This is a genomic window from Mesorhizobium sp. P3_A2 (genome assembly GCF_056403115.1).
Genome location: NZ_JBFUGC010000002.1, coordinates 79115 through 103508, shown reverse-complemented (window position 1 = coordinate 103508; position 24394 = coordinate 79115). Strand labels below are relative to the sequence as shown.

20 protein-coding genes are annotated in these 24394 nt (G+C 64.2%); 14 read left to right on the top strand and 6 right to left on the bottom strand.

All coding sequences use genetic code 11. The features are described from left to right. Window positions 1–60: 60 nt before the first annotated feature. The 6 genes from AC1DXM_RS04925 (at window position 61) to AC1DXM_RS04900 (ending at window position 6398) form a co-directional block, all read left to right on the top strand. Window positions 61–1503, top strand: a complete 1443-nt coding sequence (locus tag AC1DXM_RS04925; RefSeq protein ID WP_477232053.1) for a hypothetical protein — start codon at window positions 61–63, stop codon at window positions 1501–1503. A gap of 151 nt (window positions 1504–1654) precedes the next feature. Next, on the top strand, window positions 1655–2959 hold the full coding sequence (locus AC1DXM_RS04920) for an ABC transporter substrate-binding protein (protein WP_477232052.1): 1305 nt from the start codon (window positions 1655–1657) through the stop codon (window positions 2957–2959). 157 nt (window positions 2960–3116) lie between these two features. Then, window positions 3117–3998 (top strand): branched-chain amino acid ABC transporter permease, encoded by an 882-nt coding sequence (locus AC1DXM_RS04915; RefSeq protein WP_477232051.1) that lies wholly within the window; start codon window positions 3117–3119, stop codon window positions 3996–3998. After that, window positions 3995–4957 carry a branched-chain amino acid ABC transporter permease gene (locus AC1DXM_RS04910; RefSeq protein ID WP_477232050.1) on the top strand — a complete coding sequence of 321 codons (963 nt, stop codon included), beginning with the start codon at window positions 3995–3997 and terminating at the stop codon, window positions 4955–4957. Before AC1DXM_RS04915 ends, AC1DXM_RS04910 begins: the two co-directional genes overlap by 4 nt. Beyond that, window positions 4954–5679, top strand: a complete 726-nt coding sequence (locus AC1DXM_RS04905) for an ABC transporter ATP-binding protein (protein WP_477232049.1) — start codon at window positions 4954–4956, stop codon at window positions 5677–5679. Before AC1DXM_RS04910 ends, AC1DXM_RS04905 begins: the two co-directional genes overlap by 4 nt. Then, a complete protein-coding gene (locus tag AC1DXM_RS04900) occupies window positions 5676–6398 on the top strand; it encodes an ABC transporter ATP-binding protein (protein WP_477232048.1) in 723 nt (240 codons plus the stop codon). The genes AC1DXM_RS04905 and AC1DXM_RS04900 overlap by 4 nt, the downstream gene beginning before the upstream one ends. A 373-nt stretch (window positions 6399–6771) precedes the next feature. Here the strand turns inward: AC1DXM_RS04900 and AC1DXM_RS04895 are convergent, their stop codons facing one another. Both AC1DXM_RS04895 and pncA read right to left on the bottom strand, forming a co-directional pair. After that, window positions 6772–8184, bottom strand: coding sequence for a sodium:proton antiporter (locus AC1DXM_RS04895; RefSeq protein ID WP_477232460.1), 1413 nt, complete (start codon window positions 8182–8184; stop codon window positions 6772–6774). 41 nt (window positions 8185–8225) lie between these two features. Then, window positions 8226–8840, bottom strand: a complete 615-nt coding sequence (pncA, locus tag AC1DXM_RS04890) for a bifunctional nicotinamidase/pyrazinamidase (RefSeq protein WP_477232047.1) — start codon at window positions 8838–8840, stop codon at window positions 8226–8228. Window positions 8841–9111: 271 nt separating this feature from the next. Between pncA and AC1DXM_RS04885 the strand changes: the two genes are divergently transcribed. From AC1DXM_RS04885 to AC1DXM_RS04860, 6 genes are read left to right on the top strand one after another with little or no spacing between them, the layout of a single operon-like run. Further along, complete coding sequence (locus AC1DXM_RS04885) at window positions 9112–9975, top strand: FAD binding domain-containing protein (protein ID WP_477232046.1); 864 nt, start codon at window positions 9112–9114, stop codon at window positions 9973–9975. After that, window positions 9972–12797 (top strand): molybdopterin-dependent oxidoreductase, encoded by a 2826-nt coding sequence (locus AC1DXM_RS04880; protein WP_477232045.1) that lies wholly within the window; start codon window positions 9972–9974, stop codon window positions 12795–12797. Before AC1DXM_RS04885 ends, AC1DXM_RS04880 begins: the two co-directional genes overlap by 4 nt. Then, window positions 12794–14335, top strand: coding sequence for a 6-hydroxynicotinate reductase (locus AC1DXM_RS04875; protein ID WP_477232044.1), 1542 nt, complete (start codon window positions 12794–12796; stop codon window positions 14333–14335). The genes AC1DXM_RS04880 and AC1DXM_RS04875 overlap by 4 nt, the downstream gene beginning before the upstream one ends. After that, entirely contained in the window at window positions 14335–15219 is an 885-nt protein-coding gene (locus AC1DXM_RS04870) for a UPF0280 family protein (RefSeq protein ID WP_477232043.1), read from the top strand. The genes AC1DXM_RS04875 and AC1DXM_RS04870 overlap by 1 nt, the downstream gene beginning before the upstream one ends. After that, the gene (locus tag AC1DXM_RS04865) at window positions 15212–15796 is read left to right on the top strand and encodes an amino acid synthesis family protein (RefSeq protein WP_477232042.1); all 585 of its coding nucleotides are present in this window, start codon (window positions 15212–15214) and stop codon (window positions 15794–15796) included. The genes AC1DXM_RS04870 and AC1DXM_RS04865 overlap by 8 nt, the downstream gene beginning before the upstream one ends. Continuing rightward, window positions 15793–16248: a MarR family winged helix-turn-helix transcriptional regulator gene (locus AC1DXM_RS04860; RefSeq protein WP_477232041.1), complete on the top strand. Its 456-nt coding sequence runs from the start codon at window positions 15793–15795 to the stop codon at window positions 16246–16248. Before AC1DXM_RS04865 ends, AC1DXM_RS04860 begins: the two co-directional genes overlap by 4 nt. Before the next feature lie 4 nt (window positions 16249–16252). Here AC1DXM_RS04860 and AC1DXM_RS04855 read toward each other — a convergent pair whose 3' ends face one another. Beyond that, a complete protein-coding gene (locus AC1DXM_RS04855) occupies window positions 16253–17383 on the bottom strand; it encodes an aminomethyl transferase family protein (RefSeq protein WP_477232040.1) in 1131 nt (376 codons plus the stop codon). A gap of 54 nt (window positions 17384–17437) precedes the next feature. Beyond that, window positions 17438–18208, bottom strand: a complete 771-nt coding sequence (locus tag AC1DXM_RS04850) for an ABC transporter substrate-binding protein (RefSeq protein ID WP_477232039.1) — start codon at window positions 18206–18208, stop codon at window positions 17438–17440. 254 nt (window positions 18209–18462) lie between these two features. On the opposite strand from AC1DXM_RS04850, the gene AC1DXM_RS04845 reads away from it, so the two are divergent. Next, window positions 18463–19353 carry an SGNH/GDSL hydrolase family protein gene (locus AC1DXM_RS04845; protein WP_477232038.1) on the top strand — a complete coding sequence of 297 codons (891 nt, stop codon included), beginning with the start codon at window positions 18463–18465 and terminating at the stop codon, window positions 19351–19353. A gap of 39 nt (window positions 19354–19392) precedes the next feature. Here AC1DXM_RS04845 and AC1DXM_RS04840 read toward each other — a convergent pair whose 3' ends face one another. Beyond that, complete coding sequence (locus AC1DXM_RS04840) at window positions 19393–21078, bottom strand: hydantoinase B/oxoprolinase family protein (RefSeq protein WP_477232037.1); 1686 nt, start codon at window positions 21076–21078, stop codon at window positions 19393–19395. A gap of 1 nt (window position 21079) precedes the next feature. Further along, on the bottom strand, window positions 21080–23164 hold the full coding sequence (locus tag AC1DXM_RS04835) for a hydantoinase/oxoprolinase family protein (RefSeq protein WP_477232036.1): 2085 nt from the start codon (window positions 23162–23164) through the stop codon (window positions 21080–21082). A gap of 221 nt (window positions 23165–23385) precedes the next feature. Here AC1DXM_RS04835 and AC1DXM_RS04830 point away from each other — a divergent pair, with 221 nt between their 5' ends. Beyond that, window positions 23386–24213: a ferredoxin--NADP reductase gene (locus tag AC1DXM_RS04830; RefSeq protein ID WP_477232035.1), complete on the top strand. Its 828-nt coding sequence runs from the start codon at window positions 23386–23388 to the stop codon at window positions 24211–24213. The last annotated feature ends 181 nt before the right edge of the window (window positions 24214–24394 follow it).

Sequence of the window (24394 nt, the reverse complement as noted above, 5' to 3'; positions counted from 1 at the left end):
TTCACCCTTGAAAATTGGCGAAAGCCTAGGCGACATCTAATCTCCCCCCTTGCGGGGGAGATGTCCGGCAGGACAGAGGGGGGTGTGAAGGATCGCAGTTGGCTGACATATGTCGCCTGCTCCCTCCCCCTCACCTTCCTCCCCACCGCCGCCTTCGCCCACGCATCCGATCGCGGCCACGTCCTCCTGCTCCCCACCGGCTATTACATCGCCGGCGGCGCACTCGCCGTCGCCGTCAGCTTCCTCGTCCTGGCTTTGCTGCCACCCGACGCACTCGACCGCTTCTGGCGTCGCCGCTTACAACTTTTCACATTCAGCGAAGCCCCTCGCACAATCGTCAGCCTGTTCTCCTTTGCCGGCTTTGCAATCCTCATCGCAGCCGGCCTGTTCGGCAGCCGCGACCCACTCTCCAACCCTCTCCCCTTAACCATCTGGACCCTACTCTGGGTCGGCGTCGCCATCGTGCAAGGCCTGCTCGGCGATCTCTGGTCGTGGCTGAACCCATGGTACGGCCCATGGCGGATCGTCACCCGTCTGTTCCGCCGACGCGGCGACCAGGCGCAGCATCCGCGCCTTCCCGCATGGCTCGGCTGCTGGCCAGCGTTCATCCTGTTCTTCGCCTTCGCCTCGTTCGAACTGATCGACCCGGCGCCCGACGACCCGACGCGGCTCGCCTATGCCGCCGGCCTCTATTGGCTGTTCACCTTCATCGCCATGCTCGCCTTCGGCTATCCCGGCTGGAGTCAACGCGGCGAATTCCTGACCGTCTTCTTCGCCATGGTGGCGCGCTTCGCCCTGCTTGAGCGCGACGAGGCGGGCCGGCTCAATCTTTGCTGGCCCGGTGCAAAACTACTCGCCGCCACGCCTCTACCGGCAAGCGGCATCACCTTTCTGCTGCTGGCGCTCTCCTCTGTCTCCTTCGACGGCCTGTCGAAAACCTTCTTCTGGCTCGGTCTGTTCGGCATCAATCCGTTGGAATATCCCGGCCGCACCGCGCTGATCGGCATCGGCAGCTTCGGCCTTGTGCTCACCTTCGTGTTGCTGGCGGCGGCATTCATGCTGGCCGTCATCCTCGGCCAGCGTCTCACCGGCAGCCGGCATTCCCTCGGCGAGGCTGCCGGACTACTCGTCTGGTCGATCGTGCCGATCGCGCTTGCATATCATGTCGCGCATTATCTGACGGCGCTGCTGGTCGACGGCCAGTATGCGATGGCCTCTCTGTCCGACCCGTTCGCACTGGGCTGGAACCTGTTCGGTAGCGCCGACATGCAGATCGAAGCCGGCATCGTCGCCGGCGCCGACTCCGCCTGGTGGCTGTGGAATGTGCAGGCGGGTATCATCGTCGCCGGCCACATGCTGGCCGTGCTCGTCGCCCATGGTCTGGCCTGGCGGCTGCACCCGGTTCCATCACGCGCCGCACTCACCCAGCTGCCGCTCACCGTGCTGATGATCGTCTACACGATCTTCGGTCTCTGGTTGCTTGCCACGCCGACGGCGGGATGACAAAAGACGACTGGCATGCCTTTGCGGAAGGCCGCTTGCCAGGTCGAGGCTTTGATGATTTAGTTTGTACACATGCGATTTCTGCCTCTCCTGAGAAGGAGTGGCCTTGCCTCGTTACAGACAGTCAAAATTCAAAAACAGGGGAACTGCCGTGACTGACAAGAATGGGTTTTTCGATCTCTCCAAATCCACGCTCTCTCGCCGCACGGCGCTGAAAGGTCTCGCCGCTGGCGCTGGCCTGACGCTCGCGCCCGGCTTTGTCCGTTACAGCCAGGCGCAGAGCTCGGCGCCGGTCAAGATCGGCTTCCAGTTGCACCGCACCGGCATCGGCGCCGCCTATGGCCGTTGGTACGAAAAGACCAGCGCGGCCGCGGTCAAGGCGATCAACGATGCCGGCGGCATCAATGGCCGGCCGGTCGAACTGGTGATCGAGGATGACGGCACCGATCCCGGCCGCGGCGCCGAAGTGGTCGGCAAGTTCGCCACCCAGCACAAGACCGACATCGTCTTCGGCACTTTGTTCTCGCATGTCGTGATCGGCTCGGCGCCCGCCGCCGGCGAAAACAAGATCCCCTATTTCGTCGTCAGCGAGGGTCACCACGTCGCCTCGACCAAGCTCAACCGCTACGTCTTCCAGCCCGGCATCACCGATGTGAAGAGCCAGATCCAGTCGATGGCGCCATGGATCGCCGCCAATGCCGGCAAGAAGGTGACGCAGATCTTCCCCGATTTCGCCTTCGGCTACGACCACCGCGACTACCTGCCGCCGGCGCTGAAGGCGCAGGGCGCCGAGGTCATCGCCCAGATCGCCATCCCGCCGACTGAATCGTCCTTCACCAAATATTTCCCGCAGATCCCGGCCGAGACCGAGGTGATCTACCACGTCATGGTCGGCCCGGCCGTGCTCACCTTCGTCAAGGAGCTCGGCGAGTTCTACGGCTCCAACCGGCCGCAGCTGTTCGGCTTCATGGATTCACTCGAAGCCACCGACATCAACAGCCCCGGCCTCGAATTTTTGGATGGCAGCCATTTCTGGGAAGGCTCGCCACGCTATGCCCAGGCCAATGACTCAGCCGCGCAAAAAGCCTACCGCGCCGCCGTCGGCATCGACGACAATGGCGCTGCCGTCGGCGACCCCAAGGACGTCTCCACGGCCTCGCACATGTTCGGTTGCTGGGAAACGCTCTATGTCGTCAAGAAGGCGATGGAAGACGCCGGCTACAAGGGTCCGGAAGACCGCGCCAAGCTGGTCGAGGCGACCGAAGCGCTGACCGAATTCGCCGAGGGGCCGGAGCATCCGCAGGGGCCAAAGACCTTCAACGGCAAAATCCACCAGTGCTTCGGCATCCAGAACATCTCCAAGGTCGAAGGCGGCAGGTTGAATGTCGTCCACAAGACCAAGATCGAAGATGGGCTGTACGAGGCCGAGGGCGATTACACGACGCAGGCGCTGTAGGCGCTCACCCTCCCACTTGTGGGGAGGGTCGGCATGCAAGCTTCGCACTTTGCGAAGTTTGTGAGACGGGGTGGGGGTCACGACGGCCCGTGCCCCACCCCCCACCCGACCGCTGCGCGGTCACCCTCCCCACGAGGGGAGGGTAAGGGCGCCCTGAATGCATTTCGGTCCCCATCTCCTCCTCGCCGCCCTCGAAGGCCTCGTCACCTCAGCCGTGCTGGCGCTGACGGCGCTTGGGCTGTCGCTGGTTTTCGGCGTCATGCGCGTCGTCAACGTCGCCCATGGCGAGTTTTTCATGCTCGGCGCGGTGCTCGCCTGGGCGATCTCGACAGCCGTCCCCGGCCATCCCACCGTCGGCTTCCTGGCCGCACTGGTGATTGCGCCGCTGATCGTCGGCGCCATCGCGCTGGTCGCTGAGCGGCTGGTGCTGCGCCGGCTCAATTACAATCCGGAGGCCACCATCGTCGCCACCATCGGCATGCTCTACATCATCCAGCAGCTGGCGCTGAGCTTCTACGGCCCGGAAGCGCGGCCGGTGGAGCCGCCCTTCAGCTATCGCATCCTTTTGCCCTGGTTCGGCTATTCCGGCTACAAGCTGTCGATCATCGCCGCCTCGGCGCTCCTGCTGGTCGCCACATGGCTGGTGCTGACGCGCACCAAGATCGGCCTCATCATGCGCGCCACCCAGTACGACAGCGAGACGGCGCAGGCCTTCGGAATTCCGGTCGACCGCGTCTATGCCGGTGTCTTCGCGCTCGGCGCCATGCTGGCAGCCATCGCCGCGGTGCTGATCGTGCCGATCAGCCAGGCGCATTATCTGATGGGGCAGGACCCGCTGCTGTTATCCTTCATCGTCGTCATCATCGGCGGCCTCGGCTCGCTGCGCGGCACCGTCGTTGCCGCCGTGCTGATCGGCCTCTCCGACGGCATCATCTCGGTGTTCTTCTCGCCGACCTTGGCCAAGATCATCGCCACGCTGCTGGTGGCCATGGTGCTGGTGTTCCGGCCGCAAGGCCTGTTCGGGACGGCATCGCGATGAGCGAAGCCTCTCCGGCAAAGGCCTATTCCCTGCATCTCGGCGTCATCGCGTTGCTCTTTGCGCTCGGCTTCGTCCTGCCGGAATACCATCACGGCCTGCTCGCCCGTATCATGGTGCTGGCGGTGTTCGCCATGGGTTACAACATGCTGTTCGGCTATGTCGGCCTGCTCAGCCTCGGCCATGCCATGTTCTTCGCCGCCGGGCTCTATGGCGCAGGCCTGTCGGTCATCCATCTCGGCTGGAACGTACCATTGGCGTTCCTCGCCGGGATCGCCTGCGGCGCCCTGCTGGCGCTGGTGATCGGCCTCTTGGCGCTGCGCACCACCGGCGTCGCCTTCATGATCGTCACCATGATGTTCGCGCAGGTGTTCTACCTCGTCATCCTCTATTTCGCCGCCTGGACCGGCGGTGACCAGGGCCTGGTGGTGCCGCAGCCGGCGCGGGTCCTGAGCTTCGGCACGACATTGCTCGACCTCACCAACCCGACCGTGCGCTACATGAGCGCGCTGGCGCTGTTCTCGGTCGTGCTGCTCATCACGCTCGCCATCGTCCGCTCCCGCTACGGCCGCGTGCTGGTTGCCGTGCGCGAGAACGAGGAGCGCACGAAAATGCTCGGCTACGACACCTTCTCCAACAAGCTCATCGCCGTCGTCGTCTCCGGCACCATCTGCGCGACCTCGGGTGCGGCCTATGCGCTGTTGTTCGGCTATGTCGGTTCGAGCTTCGCCTCAGTGCAGTATTCCATCCTGCCGCTGCTCTGGGTGCTGCTCGGCGGCGCCGCCACGACGCTAGGAGCGCTGATCGGCACGGTGTTCATGTACTATGTCATCGACATCGCCAGCGGCTACACCTCCGCCTATCTGCTGATCGTGGGCATCGCGCTCATCCTTTTGGTGCTGTTTTTCCCCAAAGGCATTTTGGGCACCCTCCGCCAGCGCTGGCTGGGGTGGCTGCCATGATGCCGCTGCTGACCACCAAGGGCCTATCGCGCAATTTCGGCGGTCTGCGCGCCGTCGACGGTGTCGATTTCCAGCTGATGCCGGGCGAAATCCGCGCCGTCATCGGCCCCAACGGCGCAGGCAAAACCACCTTCGTCAGCCTGATCAGCGGCCGCATCCAGCCATCCTCCGGCATGATCGTCTTCGACGGCGCCGACATCACCGGCCGGCCGGCCTATCTCAGGGTGCGCCAGGGCATCGCCTACACCTTCCAGATCACCAGCGTCTTTGCCAACCTGTCCGCCTACGACAATGTCGCGCTGCCGGTGCAGCGCACGCTGACCGATGGCCGCTCGAAAGGCGCCGTGCGCACCGGCGTCATGGCCGCGCTCGAGCGCACCGGCCTTGCCGACCGCGCCCATATGCCGGCCGGCCAGCTATCCTACGGCCATCAGCGCTTGCTAGAGGTGGCGATGGGCCTGGCGCTGAAGCCGCGGTTGTTGATCCTCGACGAGCCCACGCAAGGCCTGGCCGATAGCGAGATCGACAATTTCATCGAGCTGGTGCGCGAGATCGCCAAAAGCGCCACCGTGCTTTTGATCGAACACAACATGCCGGTCGTCATGCAGCTAGCCGACCGCATCACCGTCTTCAACGCAGGCAGGATCCTCGCCGAAGGCACGCCCGAACAGGTCCGCGCCAACACACAGGTGCAGGAAGCCTATCTGGGGACGGCGCCATGACCGAAGCCCCCACGACTGAAGCGCTGACCATCTCCGGGCTCGACTGCTTCTACGGCGAGGTCCAGGTGCTCTATGGGCTCGACCTTGTGCTGAACAAGGGCGAGGTGCTGTGCCTGTTCGGCCGCAACGGCGCCGGCAAGACGACCACGCTGAAGGCGATCATGGGGCTGGTCCCGTCGAGCGCCGGCTCGATCCGGCTAAACGGCAAGGAACTGACCGGCCTGCCGGCGCATGAGGTGCCGAAGGCCGGCGTCGCCTATGTGCCGCAAGGCAGGCGGCTGTTCGCCGAGATGACGGTGGCGGAAAACATCGAGATCGGCCTGATGGCGCGCGGCAAGGGCAAGGCCGTGCGGGAAAATGTCCTCGACCTTTTTCCATTGCTGCGCCAGCGGCTCAGGCAACGCTCCGGCACTTTGTCCGGCGGCGAACAGCAGATGCTGGCCATGGCCCGCGCGCTCTGCCTCGAACCGCAGGTGCTGTTGCTCGACGAGCCAACCGAAGGCCTGATGCCGTCGATGATTGCCAAGATCCGCGAAACGGTGGTGAAGCTGCGCGAACTTGGTGTCTCGACCATCCTGGTCGAGCAGCGCGTCGATGCCGTGCTGTCGGTGGCCGACCGCGTCTGCTTCATCGAAAACGGCCGCAACCGCGAGACCGTCGATGTCGAGCAACTGCGCGCCGACCCGTCGGCGGTCAGGCGTTATGTAGGGGTGGGATAAGGATTACCCTCCCCCTTGAGGGCAGGGCAATCGCATATGCCAGGTTTTCGCTCTACGAATACCCCCACCCTTAATCCCTCCCCACAAGGGGGAGGGAGACTTGGTAGGCGCTGATCTCCGCAAACCACCTAGGTTCGATGCCAAAAAGGGGTGGCATGCGGCAGCGTTCCCTCCCCCTTGTGGGGAGGGTTAGGGTGGGGGTCCTCTTCGTAAAAACTCATATGCGATTGCCCTGCCCTTGTGGGGGTCTGAAGGACGGGCGAGACCCGTGGCTCGCCCCGGCAAGTCGCCGCGAAGCAGCGGGGTGGTGGGTGCGGCGCCGACCCCCACCCGGCCTTCGGCCCGACCTCCCACAAGGGGGAGGTAAAGGCTCTCACCCAAAAAACAAAAAGCCCGCAATCAAAAACGTCGGCACCAGTACCAGCCCTGACCACGCCATGTAGCCGAAGAAGCCAGGCATCTTCACACCGCGATGCCGGGCGATGGCGTAGACCATGAAGTTCGGTGCGTTGCCGATATAGGTGTTGGCGCCCATGAACACGGCGCCGGCCGAAATCGCAGCCAGCGTCGAGGCAAACTCGTGCATCAGATGTTGCGGATCGCCGCCGGCCAGTTCGAAGAACACCAGATAGGTCGGCGCATTGTCGAGGAAGGACGACAGCCCGCCGGCCAGCCAGAAATAGGCGAGATCGTTAGGCTGACCGGTGGGCGAAGTGACCAGCGCGACCAACGGCGCCAGCGCGCCATCATGGCCGGCGCGAAGGATGGCAATCACCGGCACGATGCAGACGAAGATGCCGGCAAACAGTTTTGCCACTTCCGCGATCGGGCCCCAGGTGAAGCCGTTGGCCTTGCGATGACTTTTGTAAGAAACGACAAGTGACAGCCCGGCCAGCCCCAGGATGATCGCGTCGCGTACCAGGTTCTGCAATTCGAGGCTGACGCCCAGCGCTGGAAAGCTCACGCCTGGCTTCCACGCCGCCGACAGCAGGATCGCGCCAATGACGCCGGCCAGCAGCGGCAAATTGGCGAGGCCGCGAATGCGCACCTTCGTATCCGGCGTCGGATCCGTGATCTTCGGTGCACCGCCTTCGCGGCGGTGCAGCACGATGTCGATGGCCAGGAAGACAATCAGCACCAAGCCGCCTGTGAACAGCGTCTCGCGCCAGAGGTTCGCCGTCGTCCAGAAGAAGCCGACGCCGCGCAGGAAGCCGACGAACAAAGGTGGGTCGCCCAAGGGCGTCAGTGAACCGCCGATGTTGGACACCAGGAAAATGAAGAAGATGACGACATGGGCGTTGAACGGCCGGTTGTCATTGGCGCGCAGCACCGGCCGGATCAGGATCATCGAGGCGCCGGTGGTGCCGATCACCGAGGCCAGCATCGCACCGACAAGCAGCAGCCCGGCATTGACCAGTGGCGTGCCGTGGATGTTGCCGGCAACAAGGATGCCGCCCGAGATGGTGTAGAGCGCGAACAGCAGGATGATGAACGACATGTATTCGGTGAGCAGCGTGTGCAGCACGGCCTCGCTCGCCAAAGGCATGCCGAAGGCGATCGCCATCGGCACCACCACAAGTGCTGCCCAGGCGGCGGCGATCTTGCCGTAGTGATGCTCCCAGACATGGTGGAACAGCAGTGGTCCGGTGGCGATCGACAGCAGCAGCCCGGCAAACGGCAGCCCCCACCACAGCGACATTGCAGCACCGGGCAATTCGTGGGTTTCTGACGCGAAGGCCAGTTCGGGAAACAGGAGAATGGCGACGGTCAAGGTGCCAGACACCAAAACTGCCAACGATCGTGTGAAACTCCCCCGACGCCTCACGGTCAGGCCGAGGTCGGGTCTTCGAGCCTCACCCCGGCGTCGCGCATCCGCTTCAGCATCGCCTCGACCGAGCCGTTGAGATCGATGCCGCGGCAGGCGTCGAGCCGCACCGTCGTCTTGAAGCCGTGCTTGACCGCATCGAGCGCCGAGAAGGCGACGCAGAAATCGGTTGCCAGGCCGACTAGGGTCACGGTGTCGATACCGCGCTCCTTGAGATAGCCGGCGAGCCCGGTTGGCGTCTTGTGGTCGTTCTCGAAGAAGGCGGAGTAGCTGTCGATCGCAGGGCGAAACCCCTTGCGGATCACCAACTCCGCCTTGGTCCAGGCGAGCCCCGAATGGAAATCCGAGCCGAGGCTGCCCTGAATGCAATGGTCGGGCCACAGCGTCTGGGGCCCATAGGGCATCTCGATCGCGCTGAAAGGCTGCGCCCCCGGATGGCTGGAGGCAAAGCTCGAATGTCCGGCCGGGTGCCAGTCCTGCGTCAGCACGACATGCTCGGCGTGCCGGATCAGATCGTTGACCAGCGGCACGATCTCGTCGCCGCCGGCAACCGCCAGTGCGCCGCCGGGGCAGAAGTCGTTCTGCAGGTCGATAACAACAAGCGCTTCGTCGGCCATGGCGCCTCTCCTCTTTCTTCGTCTCGAGCGGGGATCGAGTGAAAAACGCCGCGGATGCGACCGGATGCAGAAACTTGACCAGATGGCGGCCTGCGTCAACCTCTGCAAGCGTAACAAATGCGTGGTGACGAGCTTCCCGCAAACTCCGGCTTTGACAATTTCCACCAGCTTGATATCATTTGCATACGAATGAATTTGGCCAGATCGAGTACTGGCGGGGTTTCGGGAAGACCCGCTTTTTTGGGAAGGCCCATTTTTTGGGAAGGCAGGCGTGATCCGTTACGCGAAACCCACTGCGCTGGACGAAGCGCTCGCCCTGTTGGGCGAGGGTGCCTGGCGCGTGCTTGCCGGCGGCACCGATTTCTATCCCGCGCAAGGCGCCAAGCCCTTCCGCGACAATGTTCTCGACATCAATGGTCTGGCTTGCCTGCGCGGCATTGTCGAGACCGAAACCCATTGGATCTTGGGTGCCCGCACCACCTGGACCGATCTCGTCCGCCATCCCTTGCCGCCAGCGTTCGCTGCGCTGAAGCAGGCCGCGCGTGAGGTCGGCTCGCTGCAGATCCAGAATGTCGCCTCGATCGCCGGCAATCTCTGCAACGCCTCGCCGGCCGCCGACGGCGTGCCGGGATTGCTGGTGCTCGACGCCGAGGTCGAACTGCGCTCAGTCGCAGCGACGCGCTACCTGCCATTGCAGGATTTCATTCTCGGCAACCGCCGCACGGCGCTGCTGCCGGGCGAACTGGTCACCGCCATCCGCATCCCGAAACGGGCGGCGGCCGGCAGCTCAGCCTTCGTCAAGCTCGGAGCGCGGCGTTATCTTGTCATCTCCATCGCCATGGTGGCGGCGCGCCTCGTCATCGACAAGGGCACAGTCACGGAAGCGGCCGTTTCCGTCGGCTCCTGTTCGGCTGTTGCGAGGCGGCTCGCTGGCGTTGAGACTGCACTGCGCGGGCTTACTGCAAATCACGAGTTGGCCGACGCTGTGTTGTCCGCGCCGATGGCCGAGCTGTCGCCGATCGCCGATGTGCGCGGCAGCGCCGAATACCGGCTTGATGCGGCGCGAGAGCTTGTCGCCCGCGCCGTGCTGGGCGCCTGCGGTCTGACGAACGACAACAGCATGGTGGCGGCATGAGCCAGGTTCGGTCTGAGGCGATAGAAGCTTTGCCGGACCTGGTACCGGGCGTCCGGCTCGAGCGCGCGGAAATTGCTTTCGCGGTCAATGGCGCCGCCGTCTCGGTCAATGTGCCGCCGCTGCGCCGGCTCTCGCAGGTTCTGCGCGACGAATTGCAGCTGACCGGCACCAAGGTCGGTTGCGATGCCGGCGATTGCGGCGCCTGCACGGTGCTGGTCGACGGCGACGCCGTCTGTGCCTGCCTGATGCCGGCGGCCTCGGCAGCCGGGACATCGGTGACGACTGTCGAGGGCCTCGCCAATGGCCGCCTGTCGGCGCTGCAGGCGTCTTTCCTGGCGCATGGCGCGGCGCAATGCGGCATCTGCACGCCGGCCCTGCTGGTCGCGGGCACGGCCTTGCTCGACAGCAACCCCAACCCGACCGAGGTCGAGGTGCAGGATGCGCTGGGCGGCATCCTCTGCCGCTGCACCGGCTACAGGAAGATCATCGCGGCGGTGATGGATGCCTCCTTGCAGGCAGCCAGCCTCGATTTCCGCATGCCGCAGTCGGGCCAGGCGATCGGCTCGTCGCCGGTGCGGCTTGATGGTGTGCCAAAAGTCACCGGCGCTGAAAAATTCGGCGGCGATTCCTTCCCCGCCGATGCGCTGGGCGTGCTGGTGGTCCGTTCGCCGCATTATCACGCCAGCTTCGCCTTCGGCGATCTCGACGGCTGGGTGAAGAAGCATCCCGGCATCGAAGGCGTCTTCACCGCCGCCGACATTCCCGGCAAAAACTGTTTCGGCGTCATCGGCCCGTTCGCCGATCAGCCGGCGCTCGCCGAAGGTTTTGCCCGCCTGCGCGGCGAGGCTGTGGCGCTGGTCGCCGGCGAGCGCGAGGCGATGCTCGATCTCGACCTCCAGGATTTCCCGGTCCGCTGGACCGAACTGCCGCATGTTCTGCAGCCTGGTGACGCGCAGGCCGAAGGTGCTGCGCTGATCCATCCGAACCGTCCGGCCAATTTGTTGACCGAGGGCTTTGTCGAGCGCGGCGACCCCGAGGCTGCTCTTGCCGGCGCTGCCGTCACCGCGACCGGCGCCATCGACACCTCCTATGTCGAGCACGCCTATATCGAGCCGGAAGCCGGCCACGCCTATATGGATGGCGACACGCTGGTTGTCGTCGCCTGCACCCAGGCGCCTTACATGGACCGCGACGACACGGCCAAAGTGCTTGGCCTTGCCGTCGACAAGGTGCGCATCGTGCCGACCGCGACCGGCGGCGGTTTCGGCTCGAAGCTGGACGTCTCGCTGCAACCTCTCATCGGCCTTGTGGCGCTGAAGACCGGCCGGCCGGCAGCGCTCGCCTACACCCGCAACGAATCCATGATGTCGACCACCAAACGCCATCCCTCCGAGATGAAGGCAACCATCGGCGCCGATGCCGAGGGTCGCGTCACCGGCATGGTCTTCACAGGCGATTTCAACACCGGCGCCTATGCCAGTTGGGGGCCGACCGTCGCCAACCGTGTGCCAGTGCATGCCTCCGGCCCTTATTTGACGCCCAACTATCGCGCCGAGGGTCGCGCCATCCACACCCATGGCCCTATCTCCGGCGCCTTTCGTGGCTTCGGTGTGCCGCAGGCGACGATCATGCAGGAAACGCTCTATGACGAACTCGCCGGCAAGCTTGGCATGGACCGGCTCGATTTCCGCTTGAAAAACTGCCTTCGGAACGGCTCCGAAACGGTTACCGGGCAGAGGCTGGAGTCGGGTGTCGGTATTTTCGAGTGCCTAGATGCTTTGCGGCCGCACTGGGCTCGCGCGACGGCCGACGCCGATACATTCAATTCCTCCAATACGAGCAAAAAGCGCGGCGTCGGCATCGCGTCCTGCTGGTATGGCTGCGGCAACACCTCACTGCCCAATCCGTCGACAATCCGGGTAGGCATTGCGCCAGCGGGCGAGGTCATCCTGCATCAGGGCGCCGTCGATATCGGCCAGGGCTCCAACACCGTCATCACCCAGATTTGCGCCGACGCCCTCGGCCTGCCGCTCGAAAGATTCCGGCTGAAGAGCGCCGACACCGCGATCAGCCCCGACGCCGGCAAAACATCGGCCTCGCGCCAGACTTTTGTCACCGGCAAGGCGGCCGAAAAAGCCGGCCGCGCCTTGCGCGAAAAAATCCTGCGCTTTGCCAATGTCTCGGAGAACGCCGCCCTGCAACTGGATGGCCCGGCGATCATCATCCGCGAGGGTGAAGCCACCCGCCGCATCGATCTCGCCGCCCTTGATGTCGATGCGGACGGTTTCGTCTTCCGCGCCGAGGAAACCTACGATCCGCCGACGCTGCCGCTCGATGCCAAGGGCCAGGGCAAGCCTTACGCCCTCTACGGCTATGGCGCGCAGATCGCCGAACTCGAAGTGGATCTCAAACTCGGCACGGTGAAGCTGATAAAGATCACCGCCGCGCACGATGTCGGCAAGGCGATCAATCCGCTGCTGGTCGAGGGGCAGATCGAAGGCGGCATCGCGCAAGGCATCGGTATGGCGCTGATGGAGGAATATATCCCCGGCCGCACCGAGAATTTGCATGACTATCTCATCCCGACCATCGGCGATGTGCCGCCGATCGAGCACATCCTGATCGAGGTTCCCGATCCGGAAGGCCCGTTCGGCGCCAAGGGCCTGGGCGAGCATGTGCTGATCCCGACCGCGCCGGCGATCCTCAACGCCATCCGCCACGCCACCGGCGTGCTCATCACCAAGGTTCCGGCGACGCCGACGCGCATCCGCGCTGGCATCCGCGAAAAAGATGGCATCCGCGACAAGGAGGCACGCGCATGAGCGAGCTTGCCGAACGCTTCGAAACCCACGATCCCGGCGAGAAGCTGGTGGCGGAAAAGATCCGCTGCGATGCCTGTCCGGTCATGTGCTATATCGCCGATGGCCGCACCGGCGCCTGCGACCGCTACGGCAACTCAGGCGGCCGCATCGTGCGCATGGACCCGCTGACCATTCTGGACCACGCGGCCGAGAGCGGCGCCGCCGTCGTGCCTTTCACGGCCGAAGGCGAGGAATGGGACGGCGAACTCGTCAACACCGGCCGCCGCTTCGTCACCGCAATCGGCGCGGGCACCACCTATCCCGACTACAAGCCGGCGCCGTTTATCGTCAGCCAGGAGGTCGAAGGCGTCGATCTGGTGACGGTGGTCACCGAGGGCATCTTCTCCTACTGCGGCGTCAAGGTGAAGATCGACACCGACCGCCATCTCGGCCCGGAAACGGCAATCGTGCGCTCGCAAGGCGAAGCGATCGGCCATGTCACCACAGGCGAATACGGCTCGCAGATGCTGTCGCTGGGCGGCGTGCATCATCTGACCGGCGGCTCCAAGTCGGAGGGACGCGCCACCTGTGACGCGATGCTCAATCTGTGCAACCGCAAGCCGGTGGAACTGACCATCGACGGCGGCGCCACCATCATCGTCGAAGCCGGCAAACCACCTGTCATCGACGGCAAGCAGGAACACCGCATGCGGGTCGGCTGCGGCTCGGCGACCATCGGCATGTTCGCCACGCAATGGCGCGGCCTCGTCGACGAGGTGGTGGTGGTCGACGACCACATCACCGGCGTTGTGTCAGAACATCAGGCCGGCAAGGTTCTGGGCTGGCAGGAGACCGGCATCAAGATCATCGGCCGCCGCTCGACGCCGGGCCGCTATTTCAAAGTGTCCGAGCCCGGTCTCGGCTGGGGCGGCACCTCGATTTCCGACCCGCTGTCGATCCTCGGCGAATGGAACGCCAAGAAGGGCGCACGCCCCGGCCTGTCGCTGCTGATGGTGTCGACGACCGGCGAGCAGTTTGCCTATTACGAACTCGATGACGATCTGAAGCCGGTCGAAAAGCCATTCCCGGAACGGCTGCAAAAATCGGTCGGGCTGATCGAGGACAATTGTGAGCCGGCGCTCTGCACGGTGCTGTTCATCGGCGGCGCAGGCGGTTCGCTGCGCGCCGGCGTCACCGAAAACCCGGTCAATCTCACCCGCTCGGTGCAAGGCCTGAAGACCTATGTGACCGTTGGTGGCGCGCCGGTCTATGTCTGGCCGGGCGGCGGCATCACGCTGATGGTCGATGTCACCCGGGTGCCGGAAGGCGCCTTCGGTTATGTGCCGACGCCGGCGCTGGTGGCGCCGATCGAATTCACGCTGCGTCGCGACGACTATGTCAGGTTGGGCGGCTATGAGGCCGAAATCCGCAGCGTCGACGACATCGTCGCCAAGGGCGGCGAATATCTCAATCCGCGCCGCGGCACCGGCGCCGAGGCCCAAAATCCTTGGCCGCCGCTGGCGCAGTTGCGCCGCGCCGGTTCGAATGGGGCCGGGTGATGCAAGGCCCGCAAGTAACCTGGCTGCAGGACGGCAAGCGGCTGCACCTCAACCACGGGCCGATCGACCTCATCGTCGAGGCCTTTGGCGAGGCGGATGAGTGTCGTGCCGCCTACGACCAGGCGGTCGCGCGCTTCCAGACGATCCTGATCGAGTTGGTCGAGGAGCTTCCCGAACTGCGGCTGCCGGCATTTTTCCTGGCGCCGCGCACCTTCGCCGGCTCGACGGCGCGGCGCATGGAAGCCGCTGTCAGTCCCTTGGCGGAATGCTTTATCACGCCGATGGCCGCTGTTGCCGGGTCGGTAGCCGACGAAATGCTCGCCGCACTGCTTGCCGGCCGCAAGCTCGATCGCGCCTATGTCAACAATGGCGGCGACAGCGCGCTCCATATCGGCAGGGGCCAGTCGATGAACCTTGCGATCGCCGGCACCGGCAACGGTATGGCCGACCGCATCACCATTCGCTCGGAAGACGGTGTGTGCGGAGTCGCCACCAGCGGCTGGCGCGGCCGCTCCTTCTCGCTTGGCATTGCCGACGCCGTCACGGTGCTGGCACGTACGGGCGCCGAGGCCGATGCGGCGGCGACCCTTATTGCCAACGCTGTCGACCTGCCGGGCAATCCCGCCATCAAGCGCGTTCCCGCACAGGATCTTGCGCCCGACAGCGATCTCGGCACGCGGCTGGTGACACAAGCCGTCGGCACGCTTGCATATGGCGACGTGGAGCGGGCGCTGGACAATGGCCTTGCCGTCGCCGAAGATTTTCGCCGGCGCGGCCTGATTGCCGCATCGGCCCTGTTTCTTGGCGATGAGACCCGCATCAGTGGTTCCATGGCGCTTGCCGCGCCCAACAAAAGTCGAGGGAAGGAAGTTGCCCATGCCTGAGTTTCCGATCCGCAAGATCGCGGTTCTGACCGAAGAGATCTTTCACGATGGCGGACCTGTCGCAGCCGCGCCGCGTCGCCGCGCCGCCGCCGTGGCGCTGGTCAAGAACCCGTTCGCCGGGCGTTACGTGGAAGAACTGCAGAGCGCCATGGACGATCTGAAGCCGCTTGGCCTGCTGCTCACCGACAAGCTCATTGCCGCATTGGGCGGCGACATCAAGCAGATCGACGCCTACGGCAAGGGCACCATTGTCGGCTCGGCGGGTGAGCTCGAACACGGTGCGCTCTGGCATGTGCCGGGCGGCTATGCCATGCGCGAGCGGCTCGGCGACGCCAAGGCGATTGTGCCGTCGGCAACCAAGGTCGGCGCCTTCGGCTCGCGGCTGGACGTACCGCTTGGTCACACCAACGCCGCCTATGTGCGCAGCCATTTCGACGCTATGGAAGTCGGCCTCAGCGACGGGCCGCGTCCCGACGAGATCCTGTTCTGCCTGGCCATGAGCTGCGGTCCGCGCGTGCACGACCGCATGGGCGGCCTGGCGGTTGGCGATATCAGGGCCTGGGACGGCTTGCGATGAGTGGCGGGGAGCTCAAGCTGGTCGAGGCCGACGAGCCGGACGACAATGACTACCGCCTGCAGGAGCAGGTTGGCTTCATCCTGCGCAAGGCGCATCAGCGCCATGTCTCGATCTTTGCCTCGCAGATCGGCGACCTGACGCCGCCGCAATTCGCAGCGCTCGCCAAGCTGCACGATGTCGGCGAGACCTCGCAGAACCAGTTGGGCACGCTGATCGCGATGGATGCGGCGACGGTGAAGGGCGTCATCGACCGGCTGAAAGCGCGCGGCCTGGTCGACCTCACAAAGCATGAGGTCGATAAAAGGCGGTTGCTGGTCAATCTGACGCCTGAGGGACGCGAGGCGATCGAACGGCTGATCCCGCTGGCCCGCGCCATCACCCAGGAGACGCTGGCGCCGCTGACGGCCAAGGAAGCCGCCACGTTTATGCGTTTGCTAGCAAAGCTCGCCTGAGTAATCAGGCGCGCAGCCGCGCGCCTTCGGGGTCGAAGAACGGCATCGGCGCCACCACCGCGCGTGTCGGCTTGCCGTCAATGTCGATGCTGAGTTCGGTGCCGATTGCGGTGAACGGCAGCCGCAGATGCGCCGTCGCCAGCACCTTGCCCAGGGAATAGCCGTGATCGCTGTAGGTGACCACGCCAACATCCTCGCCATCGGCCAACACCCTGGCATCCGTTGCCGCCGGCCTGTCGCCGTCAACGATCAGCCCGGTCCAGCGCTCGTCGAGCCCCTTGGCGCGGATCTTCAGCAGCGCATCGCGGCCGATGAACTCGTCCTTGTCGAATTTGATCCAGCGATCGAGGCCGACATGGAACGGCGTGCGGCTCTCGTCCATGTCGATGCCGTGCGCCGGATAGGCCTTCTCCAGCCCGAGCGTGAACATCGCCAGCACGCCGTACGGCTTCAAACCGAAATCGGCACCGGTCCGCATCAGCGCCTCCCAGACCGAAGTCGCCTCGTCGGCCGGCACGAACAGTTCGAAGCCGAGTTCGCCGGTCACGCCGGTACGCGAGATCAGCACCTTGGTCTCGCCGAGGCGGCCCGCGGTGAACGTCCAGCGTTTCAACCCGTCCAGATCGGCGTCCGAAACCAGCGCCTTCAGCAGCTCGCGCGAACGTGGGCCCTGTATGGTCGGGAAGGCGACGGCCGCGGTGATGTCTGTAACATAGGCCTTTCGTCCCTGCGCATGCTGCTGCAGCCAGGGCAGCATCTTCAGCCGGTTGACCGATCCGGTCACCAGCATGAAATGCTCCGGCGCCAGCCGGAACACGGTGAGGTCATCCATAATGCCGCCATCGTCGCGACAGACGGTGGAATAGCGCACCTGTCCCGGCCTCATCGCGGCGGCATCGTTGACGATGACATGGTTGACCAGCGCCTCGGCTTCCGGCCCCTTGATGTCCATCTTGCCCATCGTGCTGAGATCCTGGACGCCGACATTCTTGCGCGTGTTCAGGTGCTCGTCGGCGATGCCGGAATAATATTTGGCCGAGACGAACTCGCCGCCGACCCGGCCCATCGTCGCGCCCAGGCCGACAATGCTGGTGTAGAAAGGGGAGCGCCGCTCAACCAAGAAAGTCTCCATCATTCGTGAGAACGGCAGCGCTTGGTAGCGCTGCCGAAAAAGCGTTTTGGTTCGTTCTCAGCTGCCGTAGACGTCGAAGGAAAAGTACTTGTCGTTGATTTCCTTGTATTTGCCGTTGGCGCGCAGGGCGTCGATGGCGGCGTTGAACTTGTCGGCCAGTTCCTTGTTGCCCTTCTGCAGCGCGATGCCGACGCCGGGGCCGTGAATGGCTGGGTCGGCCGTCAGCGTGCCGAGCAGCTTGCAGCAGGCGCCGTCCGGCTTCTTCAGCCATTCGGTCAGGATGATCGAGCCGTCCATCATCGCGTCGAGGCGGCCATTGGCCATGTCGGTGCGGGCGTCGTCGCCGGTCGGATAGGCTTTCACGGTCGAGCCCGAGTATTTCTTCTCGGCGAAATTCTGGTGGATGGTCGCGCTCTGCACGCCCAGCACCTTGCCCTTCAGATCGTCCGGCGACGTCCCGGCAATGGTCGAATCCTTCGGTACGGCGATGGTCGGCGGCGTCTGGTAATATTTGTGGGTGAACTCGACCTTCTCGGCGCGCTCCGGCGTGATGGTGATGTTGATGATGGCATCGAACTTGCCGGCCTGCAGCGCCGGAATGGAACCATCGAAATCCTGCACGGAGAATTCGCACTCGGCCTTCATTTCGGCACACAGCGCCTTGCCGAGGTCGATGTCGAAACCGCCCAGCGTGCCGTCCGAATTGGCATAGTTGAAGGGCGGATAGGCGCCCTCGGTGCCGATCCTGAGTTTCTCGGCAGAGGCAGCACCGGTGGCAAGCAGCAAAGCGGCGGAAGCGGCAAGCACGAAACGACTGAAAAGACGCATGTTCTGGTTCCCCGTTGACCAAAGCAATTCCAGGGAAAGTGTGGGCGGTTTCCCCCCAGGAATTGCGCAAAAACAAGATAGAAGTCTATGGTCTTTTGCGGGCTCGACGGAGACGGAAACGACATGCTCTGCGGCGATCACGGCGCGGCGAGCCGTCCTTCTCAGGAGATCTTATTGTGATCTAAATTACAGATCGATCACGTACCTCGGCGTATGCTCAGCCAGACACAAACGGTCATGGGAGGGACCTGGGGATGGACCAGCAGGAATTCGTGCAGGAAGCCGCGCAACGGCGCATCGACGACGACATCGCCAAGCGCATCAAGGTCCACCAGGCCAATATCGAGCGGCTCGAAACCGCGAGGGAAAGCGCCGGCAATCTCGAGGCGGCCGTCGCCAATCGCCCGTTGGTGATGCTGGCGCAGGGCGATTCCTGGTTCGACTATCCGCTGACCGGCAACGGATTTCCCTTAGTCGACACCGATGTGATCGCGCAGCTGCGCCGGATCGGTCCGATGCCGCCGACCATCCTCAACCTTGCCCATCATGGCGATGCGGCAACCGACGAGATGTCGCTGCCCAAGCAGCAACGGATGATTTCAGCCTTGCGCAACAAGGCGAATTGGATCGACGGCAAGCCCGACGCCATCCTGTTCTCGGCCGGCGGCAACGACATTGCCGGCGACCAGTTCTGCATCTTCCTCGACTTCAATGACGGCCATGCCGCCGGGCTGAACAAGGACCGCTTCGGCAAGGCGCTCGGTATGGTCGAAGCCTGCTATCTCGATTTGTTCGCGCTGCGTGACCGCGTCGCGCCCGGTGTGCCGATCTTCGGCCATTGCTACGACTTTCCGATCCCGAACGGGGCGCATCCGTCCTGTGCCGGTCCATGGCTGAAACCGTCGCTCGATTTCTGCAACTGGTCGGTGGCCAAGGGCACGGTCATCGTCCACGACACGCTGGCGGCATTCCGCAACGTGGTGAAGCGCCTGGCGGACGTGCCCGCGAACAATTTCCATCTCGTCGACACGCAAGGCACGCTGAAGCCCGCGGACTGGGCCAACGAGCTGCATCCCGATCCCGCAGGCTTCAAGAAGATCGCGCAGAAATTCGCCGACGCGTTGAAGGCGAAGCTGCAGACCTGATGATTGGATGGCCTCTCGACAGCGCCAGCGCCGTCGAACTCATTTGGTCTCGAACAGGTGCTTGGCTTGCTCTGCCGTGTAATAGCCGAGCCTGACATCCTCGGCGACCAGTTTTGGATCGCGCTGGGACGGATCACCATAGCCGCCGCCGCCCGGCGTGCCGACGCGCACGCGGTCCCCGGCCTTGAGCGCGATGTCCTGTTCCTTGGACAGATGCGGCGGCACGTGTTCCTCGCCGCCGCGGAACACGATCACCGTATTCACCGCGCCGTCCTTGCCGCCGAGCGCGCCCTGCGGGCCGAAACGGCCATGGTCCATGACGAAGGAGGCGCGGGCTTCTCCTCGCAAAATTTCGACCTCATAGGCCAAGCCGAAACCGCCGCGCTGCTTGCCGGCGCCACCCGAGCCTTCGCGCAAGGCGTAGTGGCGATAGAGCACGGGGAAAGCCTGTTCCATGATCTCGACCGGCGGCGATTTGGAAATGCCGATGGTCGAGCAGCCATTGGTCAGGCCATCATGACCGGAATTGCCGCCATAGCCGCCGCCGGAGATCTGGTACATCACATAGTCGCGGCCGCGCGCCGGATCGTTGCCGCCGAGCGCGAAATTGCCGCTGGAGCCGGCGGGCGCCGCGGTCACCTTCTCCGGCAGCGCCTGCACCATCGCCGCGAACACCGCTTCGGCGATGCGCTGCGAGACTTCCGCCGCGCAACCCGAGACCGGGCGAGGATATTTCGCGTCGAGGAAGGTGCCTTCCGGCCGCTTGACGATCAGCGGTTCGAAAGCGCCGGCGCTGATCGGCACGTCAGGGAAAATATGGCGCATGGCGAGGTAGACCGAGGACAGGGTCGTCGCCAGCACGCTGTTCATCGGCCCGGCGCACGGCTTCGATGAGCCGGCAAAATCGAAGGTTAGCGTGTCGCCCTTTTTCTCCACGGCGAGCGCGATGGTCAGCGGCTCGTTGACCACCCCGTCGGAATCGACAAAGGCGGTGGAACTGTAGGTGCCGTCCGGAATGGCAGCAATGTTGGCGCGCATCTGTTCGGCGGCGCGGCGGCGCAGTTCGGCGATCGCCTCGACGACAGTTTCGTCACCGTAACGATCCAGGATTCCACTGAGCCGGTCCTGGCCGATCAGCAGTGCTGCGGCCTGCGCCCTTATATCGCCGATGCGCTGGTCGGCGACGCGGATGTTGGAGCAGATGATGGCGTAGATTTCGGGGTCGAGCACGCCCTTCTTGAACAGTTTGACCGGCGGCAGCCGCAGGCCTTCCTGCTCAACCGCGGTGGCGGAAGCAGAGAAGCCGCCCGGCACCGAGCCGCCAATATCGGGCCAGTGGCCGGTGTTCGATAGCCAGCAAAATATCTTGCCGTCGCGATAGACCGGCATGGCGAAGCGCACATCCATCAGATGCGTGCCGCCGAGATAGGGATCGTTGACGATGTAGATGTCGCCCGGCTCCGGCGCCAGGCAACGGCCGTCGGCGATCATCTCGATCACCGTCTTGGTCGAATATTGCATGACGCCGACGAACACCGGCAGGCCCTGGCTGCCCTGTGCGATCAGCGAACCGTCGACGGCGGAATAGATGCCGTCGGAACGGTCATTGGCCTCGGCGATGACCGGCGAGAAGGCCGCGCGTGAAAAGGTCAGGTCCATCTCGTCGCAGACCTGCTGCAAGGCCGCCTGGAGGACCGAAAGCGTTATGGCGTCGAGCTTTTGCATCTCAGGCCTCGCCGATGTCGATGATGATGTTGCCGTCGGCGTCCGACCTTGCGCGGTCGCCGGGTTCAAGCACTGTGGTGGCGTCCATCTGTTCGAGGATCGCCGGCCCCTCGATAACGGCGTCGAGCGGCAGTCTTTCGCGCGCATAGACCGGCGTGTCGTGCCAGCGTCCGGCGTACCAGACCGGCCTGATTTCGCGTAGCGCCTCGTCAAGCGTCTTGGCGCGTCCGGCTGGGTCGATCAGTCGCGATAGGTCGATCGCCGGTCGCACGCCGGTCACCGAGGTGTTGAGATTGACCAGATTGGCGCGGATCTCCGGCAGCTCGACCTTGAAGCGGGCGAAATAGGCCTTTTCGAACAGTGCCTGCAGCTCGCTCCGGGTCACCGAGGACGACGGCAGCGGCACGTTGATGATGTGGGTCTGGCCGACAAACTGCATGTCGGCGGAGTGGGTGACGCGGATCGTCTCCGGCTTCACCGCTTCCTTGCCGATCAGCTCTTCGCCTTCGTTTCGGTGCCGTTCCAATACAACATGGAGCTGAGTTTCATCGAGCACAGCCACCGGCTGGTTGATGGTGTTGACGAAATCATGGCGCAGATCGGCGACGACGCAGCCGAGCGCGTTGGTGATGCCCGGACGCGCCGGCACCAGCACCCGGGGCAGGCCGAGTTCACGCGCCAGCGCGGAGGCGTGCAGCGGCCCGGCGCCGCCGAAGGCGAACAGCGCGAAATCGCGCGGATCATGGCCCCGCGACACGGAGACCATGCGGATGGCGCCGGCCATTTTCATGTTGCCGAGCCGCAGGATTGCGCCCGCCGCCTCGACGCCGGAGAGCCCGGTGGCCTTGCCGATTTTGTCTTCGAAGATACCGGTGACGCGCTCGACGGTGACCGGATTCTCGACCGCCAGCAGCTTTTTCGGCGCCAGCCGCCCGAGCACCAGATTGGCATCGGTGATGGTCGGCTCGGCGCCGCCGCGGCCGTAGCAGATCGGGCCGGGATTGGCGCCGGCACTTTCCGGACCGATCTGGATCAGGCCGGCCGCATCGACGCGGGCGATCGAGCCGCCGCCGGCGCCGACCGTATGCACCGCCACCATCGGCACATGGATCGGCATCGCATATTCGATCTCGATCTCGTTCGACACCGCCGGCTCCGCATTGCGGATCAGCGCCACGTCGGTCGAGGTGCCGCCCATGTCGTAGGTGACGAGGTTCTCGAAGCCGGCGCGCTTGCCGGTATAGGCGGCGGCAATGACGCCGGAGGCCGGGCCTGACATGACCGTCTTGGCCGATTCGCGGGTGACGAAGCGGGCCGAGATCATGCCGCCATTGCCGTTCATGATCAGGAAGTCGCGGGCATAGCCCTTGGCCGCCAATTCCTTGCGCAGCCGCTCGACATAGCGCTCAAGGATCGGCTGCACCGAGGCGTTGACCGCGGCTGTCACGCCGCGCTCGAATTCGCGCGCTTCCGACAGCAGCGCATGGCCCGTGGTGATGTAGCCGTTCGGCCACAGCTCGGCGGCAATCTCGGCCGCCCGCCGCTCATGCGAGGGGTTGGCGTAGGAATGCAGGAAATGGATGACGAGCGATTCGCAACCGGCCGCGATCAGCCTCTTCACGGCGTCGCGCATCTCGGCCTCGTCGAGCGGCGCGCGTACCGCGCCCGACGCCTCGACACGCTCCGACACTTCCAGCCTGAGATCGCGCGGGATGATCGGAACGAACGTGCCGGTCATGCCGTAGGGCTGCGGCCGCGTGCGCCGGCCAAGCTCGATCACGTCGCGAAAACCGCGTGTGGTGATCATGCCGGTTTTCGCCAGCCGGCGTTCCAGAACCGCATTGGTGGTGGTGGTGGTGCCATGCACGATGAGGTCGATGCCATCGATCGCAAAGCCGGTGGCGCCTAGTGCTGAAACCACGCCGAAAGCCTGATTGTCGACCGTGGTCGGCGTCTTGGCGATATGCACCCTGCCGCCGTCTTTTCCATCGATCAAAATGAGGTCGGTGAAGGTTCCGCCGACATCGATGCCGGCAACGACGTTACCCAGGGAATCCGGCTGTTGCACCGAAAAATTCTCTTTCATTGTCGAAACCCGAAATGACAGGACTACGAATATGCCGCAGTTTGGAAAGCTGTTTTAGCGTGGTATCTTGACACAAATATCGTTTGTATACTAATAAATTTCGGACACAAGAGCTTACCGCTTTGGAGTGTGTGAACGGCACGCCGGGACCTGAATGGTCCGGGCGCGCAGGAATGGTTTGGCGCCCGCATATGTGAGTGGGCAAGACAGAGTTGGATTTGATGAACACCACATCCGCATTCAACATCGCCGGCGCCCGTCCGCTGCAGTTCCCGATTCCGGCCAATGTCTATGCCGAAACCGTGGTGTCGGTGAAGCACTACACCGACCGCCTGTTCTCGTTCCGCATCACCCGTCCGCAGTCGCTGCGCTTCCGCTCCGGCGAGTTCGTCATGATCGGCCTTCCCAATGCCGAAAAGCCGGTGTACCGCGCTTATTCGGTGGCGAGCCCGGCCTGGGACGAAGAGCTGGAATTCTTCTCGATCAAGGTGCCGGACGGCCCACTGACCTCCGAACTGCAGAAGATCCAGGTCGGCGACACCGTCATCATGCGCCAGAAGTCGACGGGCACGCTGGTTGTCGACGCGCTGACCCCGGCAAAGCGCCTGTTCATGATCTCGACCGGCACCGGCATCGCGCCCTTCGCCAGCCTGCTGCGCGATCCCGACACCTACGAAAAGTTCGATCAGCTCATTCTGACCCACACCTGCCGCGACAATGCGGAGCTGGTCTATGGCCAGGAACTGGTGGCTGCTCTCGAAAGCGATCCGCTGATCGGCGAACTCACCGGCGGCCGCGTCACCCTCTACAATTCGACGACTCGCGAAGAATCGGCGCGCATGGGCCGCATTACCGCGCTGATCGGCTCCGGCAAGTTCTACGCCGATCTCGGCATCGAGAAGCTCAACCCGGAGACCGACCGCATCATGATCTGCGGCTCGATGCATATGCTGAAGGACGTCAAGGAACTGGCCGAAAGCCTCGGCTTCCACGAAGGTTCACTCAGCCATCCCTCCACTTTCGTCGTCGAGCGCGCTTTCGTCGGCTGATATCAGCCGGCGCCTCGGCGCCTGCTTCTCCATCGCATTTTGACCATGCGGTCAAAATTCAGCTGCTTTCGCCGCCTTTTTCCACTATGACCGTTTGAAGGACTCGTGAAGCATCGATTCACGGGCTATCTTCGGTGCGTGTTGCCCCAAACCACCATAGGGTTCGGAGGAACGACACGAC

Coding starts and splice junctions, on each gene's coding strand:
- AC1DXM_RS04910 (WP_477232050.1), top strand. CDS start 3,995: ATGAGCGAAGCCTCTCCGGCAAAGGCCTATTCCCTGCATCTCGGCGTC.
- AC1DXM_RS04835 (WP_477232036.1), bottom strand. CDS start 23,164: ATGAAAGAGAATTTTTCGGTGCAACAGCCGGATTCCCTGGGTAACGTC.
- AC1DXM_RS04850 (WP_477232039.1), bottom strand. CDS start 18,208: ATGCGTCTTTTCAGTCGTTTCGTGCTTGCCGCTTCCGCCGCTTTGCTG.
- AC1DXM_RS04845 (WP_477232038.1), top strand. CDS start 18,463: ATGGACCAGCAGGAATTCGTGCAGGAAGCCGCGCAACGGCGCATCGAC.
- AC1DXM_RS04915 (WP_477232051.1), top strand. CDS start 3,117: ATGCATTTCGGTCCCCATCTCCTCCTCGCCGCCCTCGAAGGCCTCGTC.
- AC1DXM_RS04865 (WP_477232042.1), top strand. CDS start 15,212: ATGCCTGAGTTTCCGATCCGCAAGATCGCGGTTCTGACCGAAGAGATC.
- AC1DXM_RS04905 (WP_477232049.1), top strand. CDS start 4,954: ATGATGCCGCTGCTGACCACCAAGGGCCTATCGCGCAATTTCGGCGGT.
- AC1DXM_RS04870 (WP_477232043.1), top strand. CDS start 14,335: ATGCAAGGCCCGCAAGTAACCTGGCTGCAGGACGGCAAGCGGCTGCAC.
- AC1DXM_RS04875 (WP_477232044.1), top strand. CDS start 12,794: ATGAGCGAGCTTGCCGAACGCTTCGAAACCCACGATCCCGGCGAGAAG.
- AC1DXM_RS04860 (WP_477232041.1), top strand. CDS start 15,793: ATGAGTGGCGGGGAGCTCAAGCTGGTCGAGGCCGACGAGCCGGACGAC.
- AC1DXM_RS04855 (WP_477232040.1), bottom strand. CDS start 17,383: ATGATGGAGACTTTCTTGGTTGAGCGGCGCTCCCCTTTCTACACCAGC.
- AC1DXM_RS04830 (WP_477232035.1), top strand. CDS start 23,386: ATGAACACCACATCCGCATTCAACATCGCCGGCGCCCGTCCGCTGCAG.
- AC1DXM_RS04840 (WP_477232037.1), bottom strand. CDS start 21,078: ATGCAAAAGCTCGACGCCATAACGCTTTCGGTCCTCCAGGCGGCCTTG.
- pncA (WP_477232047.1), bottom strand. CDS start 8,840: ATGGCCGACGAAGCGCTTGTTGTTATCGACCTGCAGAACGACTTCTGC.
- AC1DXM_RS04925 (WP_477232053.1), top strand. CDS start 61: ATGTCCGGCAGGACAGAGGGGGGTGTGAAGGATCGCAGTTGGCTGACA.
- AC1DXM_RS04880 (WP_477232045.1), top strand. CDS start 9,972: ATGAGCCAGGTTCGGTCTGAGGCGATAGAAGCTTTGCCGGACCTGGTA.
- AC1DXM_RS04900 (WP_477232048.1), top strand. CDS start 5,676: ATGACCGAAGCCCCCACGACTGAAGCGCTGACCATCTCCGGGCTCGAC.